Consider the following 18,065-nt stretch of genomic DNA (forward strand, 5'->3'; position numbering starts at 1 on the left):
ACCCCCGACACCGCCCCCACCACCGGCCACCCCCGGCCCCGACCCACGGAGGCCGCGGCATGAGCGAGCCGCAGCACACCACGACGGCCCCGCAGCCACCGGCCGGGGCATCCCTCCACAACATCGGCTACCGCCACTACGACGGCCCCCGCCTCGGCCGCGCCTACGCCCGCCGCTCCCTCTTCGTCCAGAGCCTGCGCGGCGCCTACGGACTCGGCCGCTCCGCCAAGTCCAAGGTGCTGCCGATGCTCCTGCTCGGCGTGATGTGCCTGCCCGCCGGAATCATGGTCGCGGTCACCGTCGTCACCAAGGCCCACAGCCTCCCCCTCGACTACAGCCGCTACGCGATCTACCTCCAGGCCGTCATCGGCCTCTACCTCGCGGCCCAGGCACCCCAGTCCGTCTCCCGCGACCTGCGCTTCCGCTCCGTACCGCTCTACTTCTCCCGCCCCATCGAGCGCATCGACTACGTCACCGCGAAGTTCGCCGCGCTCGCCGCCGCGCTCTTCCTCCTCACCGCCACCCCGCTGGTGATCCTCTACGCCGGGGCGCTCCTCGCGAAGCTCGACTTCGCCGACCAGACCGAGGGATTCGCCCAGGGCCTGCTCACCGTCGCCCTCCTCGCCCTCCTCTTCGCCGGGATCGGCCTGGTCATCGCCGCCGCCACGCCCCGCCGCGGCTTCGGAGTCGCCGCCGTCATCGCCGCCCTCACCCTCCCCTACGGGGCGGTCAGCGCCCTCCAGGGCATCGCCTTCGTCCAGGGCCACGAATCCGCCGTCGGCTGGCTCGGCCTCTTCTCCCCGATCACCCTGATCGACGGCGTCCAGGCCACCTTCCTCGGCGGCACCACCTCCTTCCCGCAGTCGCTCGCCCCCACCACCGCCGCGGGCGGCCTCTACCTCCTCGTCTCGCTGGCCACCGTCGCCGCCTCGTTCGCGCTGCTCATGCGCCGCTACCGCAAGGCCGGCCTGTGAACCGCCCCGCCGACCCCGCCCACCCCGCCATCCGCACCGACGAGGAGCCGCGCCCGTGAGCACCCTCCGCATCGACCACGTCTCCCGCTGGTTCGGCAACGTCGTCGCCGTCAACGACATCACCATGACCATCGGCCCCGGAGTCACCGGCCTCCTCGGCCCCAACGGCGCCGGGAAATCCACCCTCATCAACATGATGGGCGGCTTCCTCGCCCCCTCCCACGGCACCGTCACCCTCGACGGCGACCCCGTCTGGCGCAACGCCCGCAGCTACCGCGACCTCGGCATCGTCCCCGAACGCGAAGCCATGTACGACGTCCTCACCGGCCGCGAATTCGTCCTCGCCAACGCCGAACTCCACGGTCTGGGCCGCACCGAGGCCGCCGCCGCCCTCGCCACCGTCGACATGACGTACGCCCAGGACCGCAAGATCGCCACGTACAGCAAAGGCATGCGCCAGCGCGTCAAGATGGCCTCCGCGCTCGTCCACGACCCCGCGGTGCTGCTCCTCGACGAACCATTCAACGGTATGGACCCGCGCCAGCGCATGCACCTCATGGAGCTCCTGCGTCACATGGGCGACGAGGGCCGCACCGTCCTCTTCTCCTCCCACATCCTCGAAGAGGTCGAACAACTCGCCACCCATATCGAGGTCGTGGTCGCCGGACGCCACGCCGCCTCCGGCGACTTCCGCAAGATCCGCCGTCTGATGACGGACCGCCCGCACCGCTACCTCGTCCGCTCCGACAACGACCGCGCCCTCGCCGCAGCCCTCATCGCCGACCCCTCCACCGCGGGCATCCAGGTCGACCACGCCGAAGGCGCCCTCCACATCCAGGCCGTCGACTTCACCCGCTTCACCGCCCTGCTGCCCCGCGTCGCCCACGACCAGGGCATCCGCCTCCTCACGGTCACCCCCTCCGACGAATCCCTGGAATCCGTCTTCTCCTACCTCGTCACGGCCTGACCCGCCCCGACCCGGCCCGCAGCGCCCCCGCCCGCCCCGGAAGGAACCCGCACATGTCCACCACCAGCCCACCCACCCCCGCCGCGCCCCTGCCGCCCGCCCTCTTCCACCCCACCGTCGCCCGCCTCACCTACCGCACCCTCCTCGGCAGCCGACGCGCCCTGATCCTCTTCGCCCTGCCCGCCCTGCTCCTCGTCATCGCCGTCGCCGTCCGCGCCCTCACCGGCGCCGACGACACCACCGCCCAGCAGATCCTCGGCGGATTCGCCCTCGCCACCCTCGTCCCCTTGATCGGCGTCATCGCCGGAACCGGCGCCATCGGCCCGGAGATCGACGACGGCTCCGTCGTCTACCTCCTCGCCAAACCCGTCCGCCGCAGCACCATCGTCCTCACCAAACTCACCGTCGCCTCCGGCGTCACCCTCCTCTTCTCCGCCGTCCCCGTCCTCGTCGCCGGTTACGTCCTCAACGGCAACAGCCAGCAGATCGCCGTCGCCTACGCCACCGCCGCGGCCGTCGCCTCGATCGCCTACGCCGCCGTCTTCCTGCTCCTCGGCACGATCACCCGCCACGCCGTCGTCATCGGCCTGGTCTACGCCCTCGTCTGGGAATCCCTCTTCGGCAGCCTCGTCCCCGGCGCCCGCACCCTCAGCATCCAGCAGTGGGCCCTCGCCGTCGGTGGCCGTCTCGCCCCCGACTCCACCGTCACCTCCGCCGTCGGCCTCCCCACCGCCGTGATCCTCCTCATCGCCGCCACCGCCGCCGCCACCTGGTACGCCACCCGCCGCCTCCGCGCCCTCACCCTCGCCGGGGAGGAGTGACTACCGCCGGATGAGGCCGGGGCAGGCGCCCTCGCCCCCTACGGGCCCTCCGTAAGGTGACCGCGTGACGCCCCCGACGCCCTCCCCGACACCGCCCGCGCCCACCGCGGCTCCGGCCACCACCCCGCTGATCACCACCGAGACCCTGCACCACCCCGGCGCCCCCGGCACACCCACGACCCTCCCGGCGCTCCTCTGGCGGGCCGGACCGGGCTGGCGGATGATCTCCAGCGCCGTGCTCGGCGGCGGCATCGGCGAGCGCCACTGGTTCCTCAACGCCCAGGTCCCCCACGGCTACACCCGTCGCGACCCGCACCGGCACCTCGCCGAGATAGCCGCCCCGGCCCTCGCCACGCCGCCCGCGTGCCCCTCGGCCCCGCTCCCGCCCGGCGTCGGGCTGATGACCGCCGCCGACATCCTCGCCACCGCCGCGCACACCACCGAGGACGGCGCGGAAGCCCTGGTCACCGCCGGTGTCGGCGTCTCCGGTTGGGCCGCCGTCCCAGCCTCGCACACCGTGCCCCACCCCGGACCCGGCACGATCAACATCCTCGTCGCGCTTCCGGTGCCCCTCACCGACGCGGCCCTCGTCAACGCCGTCGCCACCGCCACCGAAGCCAAGGTCCAGGCGCTCCACGACAACGGCTACGACGCCTCCGGCACCCCGACCGACGCGGTCTGCGTCGCCGCCCGCACCCCGGGAGACGCCGCCCCCGCCGAACACTTCGCCGGTCCCCGCTCCCGCTGGGGCGCCCGCCTCGCCCGCGCCGTCCACCGCGCCACCCACGAAGCCGTCGCCCACGACGCCCGCCTCCGCACGACACCACCGGAACCGGGCTCCTGACCGGCGGCGACCGGAGCCGGACCGCCGACGCATCGCCGCCCCGCCCAGCCCCCGTACGGGGAGAGCCCGTTCCACCCTTCCGGGACCAGCCGTTCCACCCGTAAGGGACGCCCCCGTTCCACCCTGGGCACAAGCCATTCCACCCGTAAGGGAGTTGCCACCGGCCGTGGGGGAGCTGGCCCCGCACCCCTCCCTGTACGGGGCGAGGCCCCACGCCCCCGCGAACCCCCGAACGCCGGGCGGGGCGGCGCCTCCCGGCCACCGCCCCGCTCACTCTGTGTCCCCCGATGCCGGTTACGCCGCCGGGGCTCCGATCCGCCGGTCCCGGCCCGCGCCCATGCCCAGCAGCGCCAGCCCCGCGCACACCACCAGCATCAGCACCAGCGGCACACTCCACCCACCGGTCACCTGGTGCACCGCACCCAGCGCCAACGGGCCGACCGCCGCCAGCAGATACCCACCGGTCTGCGCCATCCCCGACACCCGGGCCGCGGTGTGCGCATCCCCGGACCGCAGCACCATCATCGTCAGCGCCAGCCCCAGCGCACCGCCCTGACCGAGGCCCAGCAGCACCGCCCACAGCCACGCCCCCGCGACCGGCGTCACCAGCAGTCCCACGACACCGCACGCCATCAGCGCCGACACCATCACGCCCAGCAGCCGTTGCTGACGCATCCGTCCCGCCAGCATCGGCACCACGAACGAGCCCGCCATCTGCACCAACGTGCTGAACGCGAAGATCAGCCCGGCCTTGCCCTTGCCCATCCCGTGATCCGTGAAGATCGTCGGCATCCAGGCGATCATCACGTACGCGATCAGCGACTGCGACCCCATGAACAGCGTCACCTGCCACGCCAGCGCCGACCGGTTCAGCCGCGGCCCGTCCTCGACGGCGTGCGCCGGACGCGCCGCCGCCTCGCCGTGGTGCGTACCCCTACGGGACATCACCGCCTGCGGCACCCAGACCAGCGCCGCCACCCCCGCCAGCAACGCCCACGAGACCAGCGCCCCCTGCCAGCTGCCGAGCGCCTCCTCCAGCGGCACCGCGGTCGCCGCCGACACCGTCGCGCCCAGCACCATCGCGGTCGTGTAGAGCCCGGTCATCCCGGCGGCCTTCTCCGGGAAGTCCCGCTTGATCAGCCCCGGCATCAACACGTTGAGCAGGGCTATCGCGGTCCCCACCACCGCACACCCGGCGAACAGCGCCACGACCGGCGGCGCGACCCGCAGCACGATGCCGCCGCACAGCAGCACCAACGCCCCGCACAGCACCGTCTCCGTACCCCACCGACGCGCCAGCTTCGGCGCGACGATCGACCCCAGCCCCATGAACACCAGCGGAATCGCCGTCACCAGACTGGTCGCCGTCGCCGCCAGCCCGAAGTGGCGACCGATCTCGGCGAGCAGCGGCGACATCCCCGCCAGCGCCGCCCGCATGTTCAACGACGCCAGCACGATCCCGGCCAGCAACAGCGCCGGATGCGTCCGCAACTGCCGCCGCGCCGCGACGACCTGCGGCGCCGCCGTCAGATCCTCCTCGGCATCGATCAAAGGAGCCTCGGACAACGGAGCCTCGGACAACGGGGCCTCGGTTCTGCTACCGGACATGCGTACACACCTCACCAATCGGAACTCGAAGAAATGGGGGACTGAGAAAGGAAGGTGAGCCCCCGAAGGGACACCCACGGCAACCCCCGACGAACGGAGGACGACAACGGCGCCACCCAGGGCCCGACGGAGCCCGCCCGGCGACCACGCCACGCTCAGCGGCGGCACGCCGCACCCAGGCCGAACCCGCCCCGACGCCCCGTCACAACCACCGCGAGCACCACCACGAAGGGCACCGCGACGACGTCATACCGACACCACGAACGGCTTCACGAGGAACGGCCTCACGAGGACGGCCTCACGAGGAACGCCCCGAGCGGCCCCACCGACCGACGCCCGGACCGCCCCGCCGCCGCGTCACCGCCCGTCGAGCAGCGTCTCCACGGCACGTTTCGGCTTGTCCAGCAGCGCCCGGGTCGCCCGCTCCGCCGCCTCCGGGTCGCCGGAGGCGATGGCCGTCATGACCGCATGGTGATCGCCGTGCACGATCTTCGGGATCGCCTGGTCGTCCAACGCCGTGACCAGCGCCTCCCGCACCGAGCTACTGAACCAGCCGTACGTCGCCGTCAGCGCGGCGTTGTGCGCCGCCTCGACCACCGCCCGGTGGAACGCGACGTCATGATCCGCGTGCAGCTCCAGATTGCCGTGCACGGGCTGCCCGTCCGCCCCCTCCAGATGCGCCTGGGCGTCGAGCGCCGCCTGCATCCGCTCCAGGTCGGCGGGCTCATGGCGGACCGCAGCCAGCCGCGCGGCCTCCGCCTCCAGCGCGATCCGGACCTCCAGCACGTCCCGGATCCCGGCCCGCTGCACCCCGCGCATGACCGCGCCCGGGTCGGTGGCGGACACCACGAACGTCCCCTCACCCTGCCGGGACCGCAGCATCCCGGCATGGACCAGGACCCGCACCGCCTCCCGCACGGTGTTCCGGCCGACCTCCAGCTGCTCGGCGAGCGCGTGCTCGGTGGGGATCCGCTCCCCGACCTTCCACTCCCCGGCGACGAGCTGCGCCCGCAGGGCCTCGACGACCGTATCCACCAAAGACCGCCGCCCCGCCGCCTGCAGCCCCATCCGTCCTCACACGCCCTCTCTGCCCGGTTGCCCAGTCATCCTACAACTCATACATTCACCGTACACGGACCGTCCAAGGGGTGAGCACGCGGTCCCCGGAGGCCCGTGGGCACAAGCCCGGACCTACGCCCCAGAAGCCCGGCCTACGTCCCCAAAGCTCGGCCTACGTCCCCGACCCCGAAAACCCGAAGGGGGCGGCGAAAATTCGCCGCCCCACCGAGAAGCACCGCTGAGAACCGCTTCCTACAACTCCCCGTACAACCGCTCCAGCACCACCGCGATCCCGTCGTCCTCGTTCGACGTGGTGATCTCGTCGGCGACGGCCTTGAGTTCGGGGTGGGCGTTGCCCATGGCGACGCCGTGGGCGGCCCAGCCGAACATGGTGAGGTCGTTGGGCATGTCGCCGAAGGCGATGGTGGAGTCGGCCTTGGCGCCCAGGCGGCGGGCGGCCAGGGAGAGGCCGGTGACCTTGGACAGGCCGAGGGGGAGCAGTTCGACGATGCCCGGCCCGGAGACCGTCACACCGACGAGATCACCGGCGGTGGCGCGGGCGACCTCCGCCAACGCGTCGTCGTCCAGCGTGGGGTGCTGGAGGTAGACCTTGTTGACCGCGGCGGTCCACAGCTCGGCGTGGTCGTCGACGGGGAGGGCCGGGAGCGGGCCCTCCTTGTGCCGGTAGCCGGGGCCGATCAGCACTTCGCCCTCGAGACCGTCGCGGCTGACGGCCAGCCGCAGCGGGCCGGTCTCCGTCTCGATCTTGGCGAGGGCGAGCGCGGCTAGCTGTCGGTCGAGGGTGACGGAGGTCAGCAGGCGCTGCTCCCCCGCGTGGTAGACCTGCGAACCCTGCCCGCAGACCGCGATGCCCCGGTAGTCGAGCGCTTCGAGTATGTGGCGGGTCCAGGGCACCGCGCGGCCGGTCACCACGATGTGCGCGGCGCCCGCCGCGGTGGCCGTGGCGAGGGCCGCGCGGGTGCGGGCGGAGATCGTTCCGTCCTCCCGCAGCAGCGTCCCGTCGAGGTCCGTCGCGATGAGCCGGTAGGGCAGGGCAGGCGTGGTGGCCGGTCCGGAGGAGGTCACTTGGCGGCGGGCTCCAGGATCTCGCGGCCGCCGAGGTACGGGCGGAGCATGGCCGGGACGCGCACGGAACCGTCGGCCTGCTGGTGGTTCTCGAAGATCGCGACGATGGTGCGGGGGACGGCGCAGAGCGTGCCGTTGAGCGTCGCGAGCGGCTGGACCTTCGGCTTGCCGTCGACGGTCTCCCGCATCCGGACCGAGAGCCGACGGGCCTGGAACTCGTTGCAGTTCGAGGCGGAGGTCAGCTCGCGGTACTTGCCCTGGGTCGGGATCCACGCCTCGCAGTCGAACTTGCGCGACGCGGAGGCGCCGAGGTCACCGGTGGCGACATCGATGACCTGGAACGGCAGCTCCAGGCCGGTCAGCCACTGCTTCTCCCAGTCGAGGAGGCGGCGGTGCTCGTCCTCGGCGTCGTCGGGCGTGACGTACGAGAACATCTCGACCTTGTCGAACTGGTGGACGCGGAAGATGCCGCGGGTGTCCTTGCCGTAGGTGCCGGCCTCGCGGCGGAAGCAGGGCGAGAACCCGGCGTAGCGCAGCGGCAGCTGGTTCGCCTCGATGATCTCGTCCATGTGGTACGCGGCGAGGGGGACCTCGGAGGTGCCGACCAGGTAGTAGTCGTCCTTCTCCAGGTGGTAGACGTTCTCGGCGGCCTGGCCGAGGAAGCCGGTGCCCTCCATGGCGCGGGGGCGGACCAGCGCGGGGGTGAGCATCGGGGTGAAACCGGCGGCGGTGGCCTGCGCGATGGCGGCGTTGACCAGGGCCAGCTCCAGCAGGGCGCCGATGCCGGTGAGGTAGTAGAAGCGCGAGCCGGAGACCTTGGCGCCGCGTTCGACGTCGATGGCGCCGAGGAGTTCGCCGATCTCCAGGTGGTCCTTGGGCTCGAAGCCCTCGGCGGCGAAGTCGCGGATGGTGCCGTGGGTCTCCAGGAGGGTGAAGTCCTCCTCGCCGCCTACGGGAACGTCGGGGTGGACGAGGTTGCCGAGCTTCTGGAGGAGGGCGTGGGCCTCTTCCTTGGCCTCGTCCTGGGCGGCGTCGGCCGCCTTGACGGCGGCGGCGAGTTCGCCGGCCTTCTTCAGCAGCACGGCCTTCTCGTCACCGGCGGCCTTGGGGATCAGCTTGCCGAGCGCCTTCTGCTCGGCGCGCAGTTCATCGAAGCGGACGCTGGACGACCTGCGCCGCTCGTCGGCGGAGAGAAGTGCGTCGACGAGTGCGACGTCCTCTCCACGGGCGCGCTGGGAGGCGCGCACACGGTCGGGGTCCTCACGGAGCAGGCGAAGGTCAATCACCCTCCCAGGCTACCGGGGCGGACGGCGGGGCTCGACGCGATATTCCCGCGCATGTCGCAATGTCTGTTTTGCGCGGTTTATTCCTTGGGTAAGGGTGGCCCCGCGAGGTCTCCCGATGCGGCGGCGGAACGGGAATGGCGGAGGGAATTCGACGACATTCCGGCCGGGGCGGACGGTGTGCCGTTTATGCCGTCGGGTGGCGGTTTTCCGCGGGTGGCCGGACAGGTGCTGGGAGGGTGGCGGTCGGGCGGGACGTGCGGCGCGAGGTGGGGGATTCCGGGGGCGGGCTGTGGAGAAAAGCCGAGTTGTCCACAGGCGTGGAAGGTGTGGGCATTCTTATCCACAGGCTGTGTGTGAGATCTGTGGAACTCGGAACTTTGCCTTCCGGGCGGCGAATCATCTGTGGGTGATGGGGTGTCCAAACCCTCTTCATCCACTCTTTCGTGTGGCGTTACCTAGCCCTAAAGGGCTGATCACGGAAAAAGGGGTGACGCGCCTCGGCGTGTGACGGTGTGGGACGGCGTGGCGTGATCTGGGATCGGTAGAGTGATTTGTCGATTCTGTCCGGATCCTGCGAACGCTTACCCACAGGCGCCGGGACGGCCCTGTGGATAACTCTGTGGATAGTCCACAGCGGGGTGGAACACCCGTGGTGAGGGCGTCGGGACGGGGTCCGTACGGTCTCCCGGCGGTGGCCGGAATCGCCGGTTCGGACGCCGCGTCCCGTCAGGAATCCGCCCCTCTCACGGGCGGCCGTCCTGGCAGCGGTTGAGCCAGTCGGCGGCATCGGTGAAGGCGGCGTCGGTCATGTCGGGGCGGACGGTGGCCGCGACCTGGTCGGCGCGGGGGTACGAGCCGAGGAAACGGACGCCGCGGCAGATCCGCTTGAGGCCCATCAGGACCTCGCCGACCCGCCGGTCGGTGATGTGGCCCTCGCAGTCGACGGAGAAGCAGTACCGGCCGATGCCCTCGCCCGTCGGCCGGGATTCGATGCGCATCATGTTCACGCCGCGCACCGCGTACTCCTGGAGGAGTTCGAGGAGCGCGCCGGGGTGGTCGGCGCGCAGCCACAGGACCAGCGAGGTCTTGTCGGCGCCGGTCGGCGCGGCGGGGCGGGCCGGGCGTCCGACGAGGACGAAGCGGGTGGCGGCGTTCTGTGCGTCGTGGATGTCGGTGACCAGCGGCTCCAGGCCGTAGGTGGCGGCGGCGAACTCGCCCGCGAACGCGCCGTCGTAGCGGCCCTCCTGGACGAGGCGGGCGCCGTCGGCGTTGGAGGCGGCCGACTCCCAGGCGGCGTCGGGGAGTTGGGCGGCGAGCCACTTGCGGACCTGCGGCTGGGCGACGGGGTGGCCGGTGACGGTCTTGACGTCGGCGAGGGTGGTGCCGGGGCGGACCAGCAGGGCGAAGGTGATCGGCAGCAGCACCTCGCGGTAGATCATCAGCGGTTCGCCGGCGGCGAGTTCGTCGAGGGTGGTGGTGACGCCGCCCTCGACGGAGTTCTCGATGGGGACGAGGGCGGCGGCTGCCTCGCCGTTGCGGACGGCGTCGAGGGCGGCGGGGACGGAGACCATCGGCTCCAGCTCGCGGGTGGCCGCCTCCGGGAGCGTGCGCAGCGCCGCCTCGGTGAAGGTGCCCGCCGGGCCGAGATAGGTGTAGCGACTGGCCGACATGCGGGTGTCTCCCTCGCGTTCTTGCGGGGAATGTCCCGCCGAGCTTGCGGGGGACACCCCGCCGATCTCCCTGTGCCGTCACGATACCGAGCCCGCGGCGTGGGCCGTTCCGGTGTCCACAGGGCGGCCGTCGCCGGACGCCACCCTGTGGACACCGGGCCCCGGATCAGCCCTCCAGCAGCGGCTGGGCGACGTAGCCGCCGGACTCCGGGGCGGGCGGGACGGCGTACAGACCGCTGGCCTCGTGGCGGAGGAAGGGGGAGAGGGCGTCGCCGCGGTCGAGTTTGCGCTGGATCTGGGTGAAGGCGCGCAGCGGATCGGCCTGCCAGCAGATGAAGAGGAGCCCGGCGTCCGGGGCACCGTCGTCGCGGAAGCCGTCGTGGTACGAGAACGGGCGGCGGAGCAGGGCCGCGCCCTGGTTGGACTCGGGGGCGGCGATACGGGCGTGGGCGTTGGCGGGGATGACGGGGAGGCCGTCGGGGCGGTTGGCGTCGAGCCGCATCGGGGTGGTCTCGTCGCCGCCGGTCAGGGGCGCGCCGGTGTCCTTGCGCCGACCGATGATCTTCTCCTGGTCGGTGCGGGGCCGCTTCTCCCAGTCGTCGAGGAGCATCCGGATGCGGCGGACGACGGCGTACGAGCCACCGCGCATCCAGGTGGCGTCGGCGTCCCGGTCGACGAAGATGCGGGTGTCGAAGTCGGGGTCGGACGGCTTCGGGTTGTTGGTGCCGTCGATCTGGCCCATGAGGTTGCGGGTGGTCATGGGGCGGGCGGTGGCGCCGGGGGTGCGGTTGAAGCCGTTCATCTGCCAGCGCAGCCGGGCGGTGGGGGCGGCTTCCTTCTGGAGGGTGCGCAGGGCGTGGAAGGCGACGAGGGCGTCGTCGGCGCCGATCTGGAGCCAGAGGTCGCCGTTGCTGCGCTCGGGGTCGAGGGCGTCGGCGGAGAAGTCGGGCAGCGGGTCGAGCTGGACGGGCCGCTGCTTCGTCAGTCCGGTGCGGTCGAAGAAGGAGTGGCCGAGGCCGAAGGTGACGGTGAGGGAGGAGGGCCCGGCGTCGGCGGCGACGGCGGTGTCGTGGGCCGGGGCGCGTCCGGCCATGAGGTCCTGGGCGGTGCGCGTCCAGCGGCGCAGCAGGGCGGCGGCGGCCTTGCGGTCGGCGTCGGGGGCGAGGTCGAAGGCGAGGAGGTGCCCGCCGGCCTGGAGCGGGGTGGTGATGCCCGCCTGGTGGGCGGCGCGGTCGGCGCGGAACGGGACGCGGGTGGAGCCGATGGTGGTGAGCGGGTCGGGGGCGTCGCCGTGGGCGGCGGTCGCGCCGAGGACGCCACCGGCGCCGCCGACGACGAGTCCGGCCGCCCCGGCGGCGCCGACGGTGCCGAGCAGGCGGCGGCGGGACAGCTCCACGGTGGGTGCGGCACCGGCGGGGGGCGTGCCCGGGGTGGCCGCCGCGGACGGGGCGCCCCCGGGGCGCGGGGCCTGCGGGGGGACGGGCTTGGCGCCCGGGGTCGCTGCGCGGTCGCCGTGCGGCTTCTTCGTGCTCATCAGTCGATCTTCACGTTCCTGGTTTCGGTCACCTGGTCGATGTCGGAGGTCCGGACGAGGAGGGAGAGCTGCCACCGCCCGGCGACGGGCATCTGGACGTCCGTGGCGCGCCAGTGGCCCTTGTCGGTGTGGGTGGCGGTCACCGGGAGCGGCCCGAGGTGCTTGGCGCTCAGGGTGAAGGACACCTTCATCTCGGGGACGTCCATGGTGGCCCCGGAGGGGTCGGAGAGCCGTACCCGGAGCTGGTTGCCGCCGCCCGCGCGCCCGGGGTCGAGGTCGATGCGGGCGGTGCCCTTGCCGTGGGCGCCGCCGGTGTCGAACGGGATGGTCAGCACCTGCGGCTGGTTGGCGTCGGGGGAGCGGGCGGCGCCCGCGGCCTGCAGGGCGGCCTCGGTGCGGGCCGGTTCGGTGCCGGTCAGCACGGTGGTGACGGCGAGGACGACGACGGCGACACCCGCCTCGGCCAGCACCGAACGCCGCAGCCCGAGCCGCTGCGGATCGGCGTCGCGCAGCCGCTTGACGCGGGCGGTGCTCAGCGCGGCCCGCTGCCGGGCGAGTTGGGCGGCCCGTACGGGATCGGGGGCGTCGGCGTCGGTCACCGAGGGGGCGGGGGCCGTTTCCCCTACGGGATCGGGGCCCGTGTTCTCGGGGTCGGTGTCGGGGGCGTCCCGGAGCGCGGGCGCGGGGAGCGCGTCGGCGGCGGTGCGCTCCCGGGACGCCGCGCGCTCCGGTGCCGCCGCCTGGCCGGGGACCGGCACCGTACCGGCCACCTCCGCGGCGTCGGCCTCGGCCCTGGCCCCCGGTTCCGGCTCCGTGGCCGACCGTTCCGTCAGGCGGGCCGTCCACCGGCGGGAGATCCAGGCGAGGCCGACCAGCAGCAGCACCAGGCCCGCCTTGAGCATCAGCAGCTGCCCGTAGGCGGTGCCGGTCAGGGCATGGAAGGTGCCGACCTGCCGCCAGGACTGGTAGAGGCCGGTGGCCACCAGGGCGAGGACGGAGGCGAAGGCGAGGCGGGAGAAGCGGTGGACGGCGGCGCGCTCCACCGGCGGCCCCCAGTACAGCGAGACGACGAGCGCGGCGAGGCCACCGAGCCAGGTGGCGACGGCGAGCAGATGCAGCAGATCGACGGGGATGGCGAGGCCCGGCTGGAGTCCGGTGGAGGCGTGTTCGGCGAACGACCAGGTCGCGGCGGTCCCGAGGGCCAGTAGGGCGCCGCCCACGGTGAGCCCGGCGGTGAGCCGCCGCAGCCTCGCCCGGGCCGCGTCCCCCTGGGCGGCGAGGTCCGTCGCGTCCCCCGGGGCGGCCCCGTTCTCCGTGGCCGCCCGCCGGGTCCGTTCGTACGCCCCGAAGAGCAGGGTGACGAAGAGGGCCGCGCCCGCGAGGAGGAGCAGGCGGGCGGTGAGGGCGATACCGGTCTTCGTCGGGAGGACGGCGCGGAGGGCGTCGAGGTCGGTGAGGTCGGCGAGGTCGCCGGAGCCGGTGTAGGGGCCGCGGAGCAGGAGGAGGGCGAGGGTGGCGGCGGTGAGGAGGACCCAGCCGCCGTGGACGGTCAGCCGCTGCACGGAGCGGACACCGGCGGCCGCGGGACGGCACACCAGGACGAACGCGGCGCCGCCGAAGAGCAGCACGAAACCGGCGTAGGCGAGATAGCGGGCGACGCCGTAGAGCGCCCCGACCGGGCCGCCGCCCGCCTCCTGCTGCGGCAGCGGCGCCTTGGTGGCGGACGGCGCGCCGATGGAGAAGGTGAAGGCGCCGGAGACCGGGTGGCTGTCGGCGGAGACCGCCTGCCAGGCGACGGTGTACGTGCCGTGCGGGAGGCCCGGCGGCAGCCCGGTGCCGTATTTGACGCTCTCGCCGCTGCACAGATCGCGGAGTTTGCCGCGGTCGACGCGGGTGCCGTGCGGGTCGAGGACGCGTACCGAGTCGTCGCCCATCGCGACGCCCTCGGAGAAGCTGAGCGTGACCTGCTCGGGGGCGTGCGCGACCACCGCGCCCTGGGCCGGGTTGCTGCCGGTCAGCGCCGCGTGGGCCTGCGCCGGTGCGGCGGTGACGAGCAGCAGGCCGCAGAGGGCGACGGCGACGGCCAGCAGGCGCGCGGCCACCGGCCGCCGGAGCCGGGGGGCACCGGGGCGGGGACGGGCGGGCGCGGTGCCGGTGGGCGGCGTCATGGAGGCTCCCCTTCGTGATCGTCGAGTGCGTGGGCGCGGGGCCCGGATACGGAGCGGACGTACCCGGGCCCCCAGGGGCGCGCGGCCGGACCGGCGCGCCCCTGGGACGGCCTACTTGTGGGCGTGCCCGGAGTGGTCCATGTGATCCATACCGGAGTGATCCATACCGGAGTGGTCCATGTCCTTGGCGCCCGCGTCGTGTCCGCCGCCGGTGGCGGGCCGGTACGTCGCGGACTTCACCGGCACCTGGACGGTGATCGCGTCGGCCTTGGCGAAGTGCAGTTCGAGGGTGACCTTCTGGCCCTCGGCGGGCTTGCGCTTGAGGCCCATGAACATGATGTGGTCGCCGCCACTGGCCAGCTTCAGCGCACCGTCCGCCGGAACGGGCAGGGAGCTGACGTGTTCCATGGCGTTGCCCTTGGTGGTGTGCAGGGAGACGTCGTCGGAGAGGTCGCTGGTGACGGAGGTGAGCTTGTCGGCGCCACCGGTGTTCTCGACGGTGAGGAACGCCCCGGCCATCTTGTCGGTGACCGGCTGCGGCATGTACGCCCCGGAGACCTTCAGCTGCGGGGCGCTCTTCGCCGCGTCGGACTTGTCGGACGCGGAGGAACCGGAGCCGCCGCATCCGGCGAGGCCGAGGGCGCAGACGGCGGCGAGGGCGGTGGCGGTGAGGGTACGGCGGTTCACGGGTTCTGCCCCTTGATGAGCTTCGGGAGTGCGGAGGTGTAGTTGTCGGCGGTGGCTTCCTGCATGCCCATCCAGTGGATGCGGTCGTCCTTGGGGGACGCCATCAGGACCTGCGCGCCGTGGGTGGAGACGACATCGCCGTTCTTCTTCACCACGGGCTTGTCGATGCCGATGTTGACGTCGCGGGCGCCGCGCTGGATGTCGGCGAACTTCCCGGTCAGACCGGTGAAGTTCTTGTTGATGCCGCCGAGCCACTTCTTCAGTGCCTGGGGGGTGTCGCGCTCCGGGTCGGAGGTGATGAACAGGACGCGGAGATCGTCCTGTTCGGCCTTGGGCAGCTGCTTCACCGCGACGGCGATGTTGGCCATCGTCAGCGGGCAGACGTCCGGGCAGTTGGTGTAGCCGAAGTAGATGAGGGTCGGATGGCCCTTGGTCTTCGCCAGCAGGTCGTACGGCTTGCCGTCGGAGTCGGTGAGGGTGAGGTCCGGCTTCTCGATCGGCTTGTCGAGCGTGACGATCGGCTTGGCGGTGGCGCCGGAGACCGACGCGGCGGGCTTGTCGCCGCCGTCGTCGTCGGGCCCGCAGGCGGTCAGGGTGAGGGCGGCGGCGGCCGTGAGGGCGGCCGCGATCAGGGTCTTTCCACGCATGGCGATATGTCCGGGGGTCGGTGAACGGGGGGACCGGGCCGACGTCGCGGGGACGTCGGCCCGGAGGCGGTCAGGCGGAGCGGCGGCGTCCGGCGAGCACGCCGAAGCCGACTCCGATGATGCCGACGACGATCCCGACGACACCGAGCACCCGGGCCGTGGTGTCGCTGCCGGAGGCGTCCGCGGCGGCTGTGGTGGCCGCGGGCTTGGCGTCACCGGCGCCACCGGAGGCACCGGCGGGCGGGGTGAGGGCGAGGACCGGCGCCGGGTTCTCCGGCTCCGGGGCGCCCTTCTTCGCCGGTTCGATCCAGCGCACGACCTCCTTGTTGTCGTACGTCTGGAGCGCCTTGAAGACGACCTGGTCGGCGTGGTCGGGCAGCTGGCCGACGGAGAGCGGGAACTGCTGGAACTGGCCGGGGGCGATGCCCTTGCCGTCCGCCGTCCACGTGATCTTCGACGGCGCCTTGTCGATCTTCTCGCCGTGCATCTCCAGCGGCTTGTCCAGCTTGGCCTCGGCGACCTCGACCTTCCAGCCCGGCACCGGCTGCGGCATGACGGACGCCAGCGGATGGTCGGTCGGCAGGCTCACCTCGACCTTGACCGTCGAGGCGTTGTCGCGCTCGTTGGGGACCTTGATGTTGACGGTGGCGTAGCTGCCCTGCTCGGCGGTGCCGGGCTGCACGGTGACGTGCGCGAAGGCGGGCCCGGCCAGCGCCAGCACCCCCGCCGCCGCGAGCCCGCCGACCACCGGCAGCCGCCGTGCGATCCGGCGGCCGCGGCGCGGCGCGTCAGGGGTGGTGTCCGGCGTCGTGGTCCCGGGGGTCATCTCAGAAGCCATGGCGAAATGTCTCCACATCGTCGTCACGGGCGTCGGCGCATGGTGCCGACGCCACAAGTGGCAGAAGCGTCAAAAGAGGGAGATTTGGCGCAGGCGCAGGACGGCGCGGGAGTCCGGCCCGGTCAGGGCGGGTGCTGCGCGCGCGTCAGGCCGCGAGGGCGAATCCGGCGGTGCGGACCTGCCCCGGGGCCACGGCGGGCGGCCCCCGCCGGACGACGCTGTGCAGAAGTGCGGGATCCTCCGGCCCGGACGGACCCGCCGCATGGGCGAGCGGCGCCGTGGGACCGGTGCGGTGGCCGGGCAGCCCGGCGAGCAGGGCGCGGACCAGCGCCAGCGCCGAGCGCAGCGCCCCGGCCAGCGCCTGCGCCGCGGCCTCGTGCGCCACTGGCGCGGACAGCCGGATCAGCCGCCACAGCGCCGCCTCGCCACGGCGCAGCAGCCAACCGGCGGCCAGCGCGGCGAGAAGGTGACCGAGCAGCATCGGCAGCGACGGCAGCACGGAGTGCGCCATCGGCGCGCCCGCGAGGTGCCCCATCCCGGCCATACCGTCCGCGCCGCCGGTGCCGAGAACCTCGGCGGTGCGCGGGTCGGACGGGTCGAAGCCGTTCTGCGCGACGATGCGGTGCGCCGCGTCGCCGCCCAGCCGTACGCCGTCGAGACCGCAGGTCAGACGGCGTGCGAGGGCGATCACGGTGGCGTCGTCGAGCCGCCCGCCGCCCGCCGCCACGGGGACCGCGCAGTGCTGGCCGGCGGAGAACAGCGCATGCAACGCGAGCTGTCCGACGGTGAGTGCGGCGGCGATTCCGGGTAGAGATCGTTCCCGTCCGGCCAACGGTGCGGCGACGACGAGGACGACGCCGCAGCCGGCGGCCAGTGTCCAGAGCGGAACGGAGGCGAGGGATCCTGCCATGTGCCCGGTCGCGGCCAGCACGACGCAGACCGCGGTGAACACCGCGGCCCTCAGCAGCCGCAGATCGGCGGCGGCACGCGCGTGGCGGGCGGGAGCAGTCATGGCCGCGCCATCATCCCACCCCTCTTATCGGCCGCCTACGGCAGGTCGACGCGCGGGGGCGGCTGAGGGGGCCCACCGGGGGACGCCGGGGCGCGCGGGGGCGCACACCCCGGAGCGCACTTACACGGCGCGCTCGGTACTCCGCATCCGCCGAACGAGCGGTGTGCCGCCCCGCGCATGCTTACGTCGCTCCTACGGCGGCAATACGTAACGGTATGTCGAGCCGCGGCCAGGAGGCTGGAGCGATGAGCATGTGGTGGTCACTCCATCTGCGCCGGGAACCGGCCAGTGTGCCGCTTGCCCGGCGCCTGCTTCTGGGGGCGATGGAGACCGCCGGGGTCGATCCGGACATCTGCTACGACCTGTCGGTGGCGCTCTCCGAGGCGTGCGCGAACGCCGTCGAACACGGCGGCGGCGAGGAGGGCTCCGACTACCGCGTCACCGCGTACATCGACGGTGACACCTGCCACATCGAGGTCAGCGACTCCGGCCCCGGCTTCGTCCGCGCCCCCCGCTCCACCGACCCCACCCTGCTCACCCCGCCCCCCGCCCCCGCCGACGCCGAGGACGGCCGCGGCCTCTTCCTCATCGAGGCCCTCACCGACCACGTCCGCTACGCCACCGGCACCGGCCGAAGAGGCGCCGTGGTGAGCTTCGACAAGATCCTCAAATGGCGCGAGGGGGCGGCGCTGCCGATGGCGTCGTGACCGCCGGTCCCCGCCACCCACCGGCGCCGGTTACCCGGCCCGGCCCGGGCAGCCGTCCCGCACCCGAGCCGAACATCTCGTAGCGCACCGGCAGTTCCGCACTCCTCCGCATCCGCCGCCCTGCTGAGCCGCGGGGTTCGCGCGGGGAGCACACAGG

16 protein-coding genes are annotated in these 18,065 nt (G+C 73.1%); 5 read left to right on the forward strand and 11 right to left on the reverse strand.

The window, feature by feature from the left end; all coding sequences use genetic code 11:
• The first annotated feature begins 59 nt into the window (after window positions 1-59).
• From IF23_RS0128920 to IF23_RS0128935, 4 genes are all read left to right on the forward strand, one after another.
• The gene (locus IF23_RS0128920; protein WP_030288904.1) at window positions 60-974 is read left to right on the forward strand and encodes an ABC transporter permease subunit; all 915 of its coding nucleotides are present in this window, start codon (window positions 60-62) and stop codon (window positions 972-974) included.
• A gap of 55 nt (window positions 975-1,029) precedes the next feature.
• The gene (locus IF23_RS0128925; protein WP_030288907.1) at window positions 1,030-1,941 is read left to right on the forward strand and encodes an ABC transporter ATP-binding protein; all 912 of its coding nucleotides are present in this window, start codon (window positions 1,030-1,032) and stop codon (window positions 1,939-1,941) included.
• A 53-nt stretch (window positions 1,942-1,994) separates the two neighbouring features.
• Window positions 1,995-2,762: an ABC transporter permease gene (locus tag IF23_RS0128930; RefSeq protein WP_051739962.1), complete on the forward strand. Its 768-nt coding sequence runs from the start codon at window positions 1,995-1,997 to the stop codon at window positions 2,760-2,762.
• A gap of 127 nt (window positions 2,763-2,889) precedes the next feature.
• Window positions 2,890-3,606, forward strand: coding sequence for an adenosylcobinamide amidohydrolase (locus IF23_RS0128935; protein WP_425423895.1), 717 nt, complete (start codon window positions 2,890-2,892; stop codon window positions 3,604-3,606).
• A gap of 294 nt (window positions 3,607-3,900) precedes the next feature.
• Here the strand turns inward: IF23_RS0128935 and IF23_RS0128940 are convergent, their stop codons facing one another.
• The 11 genes from IF23_RS0128940 to IF23_RS33815 form a co-directional block, all read right to left on the reverse strand.
• Entirely contained in the window at window positions 3,901-5,214 is a 1,314-nt protein-coding gene (locus tag IF23_RS0128940) for a CynX/NimT family MFS transporter (protein ID WP_030288912.1), read from the reverse strand.
• Window positions 5,215-5,571: 357 nt separating this feature from the next.
• Window positions 5,572-6,282 carry a FadR/GntR family transcriptional regulator gene (locus tag IF23_RS0128945; protein ID WP_030288920.1) on the reverse strand — a complete coding sequence of 237 codons (711 nt, stop codon included), beginning with the start codon at window positions 6,280-6,282 and terminating at the stop codon, window positions 5,572-5,574.
• Between the two features lie 243 nt (window positions 6,283-6,525).
• A complete protein-coding gene (locus tag IF23_RS0128950; protein WP_030288921.1) occupies window positions 6,526-7,359 on the reverse strand; it encodes an HAD family hydrolase in 834 nt (277 codons plus the stop codon).
• Window positions 7,356-8,645, reverse strand: a complete 1,290-nt coding sequence (gene serS, locus IF23_RS0128955) for a serine--tRNA ligase (RefSeq protein WP_030288923.1) — start codon at window positions 8,643-8,645, stop codon at window positions 7,356-7,358. The genes IF23_RS0128950 and serS overlap by 4 nt, the downstream gene beginning before the upstream one ends.
• Window positions 8,646-9,388: 743 nt before the next feature.
• Window positions 9,389-10,315 (reverse strand): prephenate dehydratase, encoded by a 927-nt coding sequence (pheA, locus tag IF23_RS0128960; protein WP_030288925.1) that lies wholly within the window; start codon window positions 10,313-10,315, stop codon window positions 9,389-9,391.
• A 166-nt stretch (window positions 10,316-10,481) separates the two neighbouring features.
• Window positions 10,482-11,849: an iron uptake transporter deferrochelatase/peroxidase subunit gene (efeB, locus tag IF23_RS0128965; RefSeq protein ID WP_030288926.1), complete on the reverse strand. Its 1,368-nt coding sequence runs from the start codon at window positions 11,847-11,849 to the stop codon at window positions 10,482-10,484.
• Window positions 11,849-14,017 carry a copper resistance protein CopC gene (locus IF23_RS0128970; RefSeq protein ID WP_078654336.1) on the reverse strand — a complete coding sequence of 723 codons (2,169 nt, stop codon included), beginning with the start codon at window positions 14,015-14,017 and terminating at the stop codon, window positions 11,849-11,851. Before IF23_RS0128970 ends, efeB begins: the two co-directional genes overlap by 1 nt.
• A 111-nt stretch (window positions 14,018-14,128) precedes the next feature.
• Window positions 14,129-14,704 carry a copper chaperone PCu(A)C domain-containing protein gene (locus IF23_RS0128975; protein ID WP_078654337.1) on the reverse strand — a complete coding sequence of 192 codons (576 nt, stop codon included), beginning with the start codon at window positions 14,702-14,704 and terminating at the stop codon, window positions 14,129-14,131.
• Complete coding sequence (locus IF23_RS0128980; protein ID WP_030288931.1) at window positions 14,701-15,351, reverse strand: SCO family protein; 651 nt, start codon at window positions 15,349-15,351, stop codon at window positions 14,701-14,703. Before IF23_RS0128980 ends, IF23_RS0128975 begins: the two co-directional genes overlap by 4 nt.
• Window positions 15,352-15,421: 70 nt before the next feature.
• Window positions 15,422-16,189 carry a YcnI family copper-binding membrane protein gene (locus IF23_RS0128985; RefSeq protein ID WP_425423894.1) on the reverse strand — a complete coding sequence of 256 codons (768 nt, stop codon included), beginning with the start codon at window positions 16,187-16,189 and terminating at the stop codon, window positions 15,422-15,424.
• Window positions 16,190-16,334: 145 nt separating this feature from the next.
• Window positions 16,335-17,201, reverse strand: a complete 867-nt coding sequence (locus IF23_RS33815; RefSeq protein WP_051739964.1) for a hypothetical protein — start codon at window positions 17,199-17,201, stop codon at window positions 16,335-16,337.
• Between the two features lie 245 nt (window positions 17,202-17,446).
• On the opposite strand from IF23_RS33815, the gene IF23_RS0128995 reads away from it, so the two are divergent.
• Window positions 17,447-17,908: an ATP-binding protein gene (locus IF23_RS0128995; RefSeq protein ID WP_030288934.1), complete on the forward strand. Its 462-nt coding sequence runs from the start codon at window positions 17,447-17,449 to the stop codon at window positions 17,906-17,908.
• The last annotated feature ends 157 nt before the right edge of the window (window positions 17,909-18,065 follow it).

It is taken from the genome of Streptomyces catenulae, from assembly GCF_000718015.1.
GTDB lineage: Bacteria > Actinomycetota > Actinomycetes > Streptomycetales > Streptomycetaceae > Streptomyces > Streptomyces catenulae.

Coding starts and splice junctions, on each gene's coding strand:
- IF23_RS0128920 (WP_030288904.1), top strand. CDS start 60: ATGAGCGAGCCGCAGCACACCACGACGGCCCCGCAGCCACCGGCCGGG.
- IF23_RS0128930 (WP_051739962.1), top strand. CDS start 1,995: ATGTCCACCACCAGCCCACCCACCCCCGCCGCGCCCCTGCCGCCCGCC.
- IF23_RS0128940 (WP_030288912.1), bottom strand. CDS start 5,214: ATGTCCGGTAGCAGAACCGAGGCCCCGTTGTCCGAGGCTCCGTTGTCC.
- IF23_RS0128945 (WP_030288920.1), bottom strand. CDS start 6,282: ATGGGGCTGCAGGCGGCGGGGCGGCGGTCTTTGGTGGATACGGTCGTC.
- pheA (WP_030288925.1), bottom strand. CDS start 10,315: ATGTCGGCCAGTCGCTACACCTATCTCGGCCCGGCGGGCACCTTCACC.
- efeB (WP_030288926.1), bottom strand. CDS start 11,849: ATGAGCACGAAGAAGCCGCACGGCGACCGCGCAGCGACCCCGGGCGCC.
- IF23_RS0128970 (WP_078654336.1), bottom strand. CDS start 14,017: ATGACGCCGCCCACCGGCACCGCGCCCGCCCGTCCCCGCCCCGGTGCC.
- IF23_RS0128980 (WP_030288931.1), bottom strand. CDS start 15,351: ATGCGTGGAAAGACCCTGATCGCGGCCGCCCTCACGGCCGCCGCCGCC.
- IF23_RS0128985 (WP_425423894.1), bottom strand. CDS start 16,189: ATGGCTTCTGAGATGACCCCCGGGACCACGACGCCGGACACCACCCCT.
- IF23_RS33815 (WP_051739964.1), bottom strand. CDS start 17,201: ATGACTGCTCCCGCCCGCCACGCGCGTGCCGCCGCCGATCTGCGGCTG.
- IF23_RS0128995 (WP_030288934.1), top strand. CDS start 17,447: ATGAGCATGTGGTGGTCACTCCATCTGCGCCGGGAACCGGCCAGTGTG.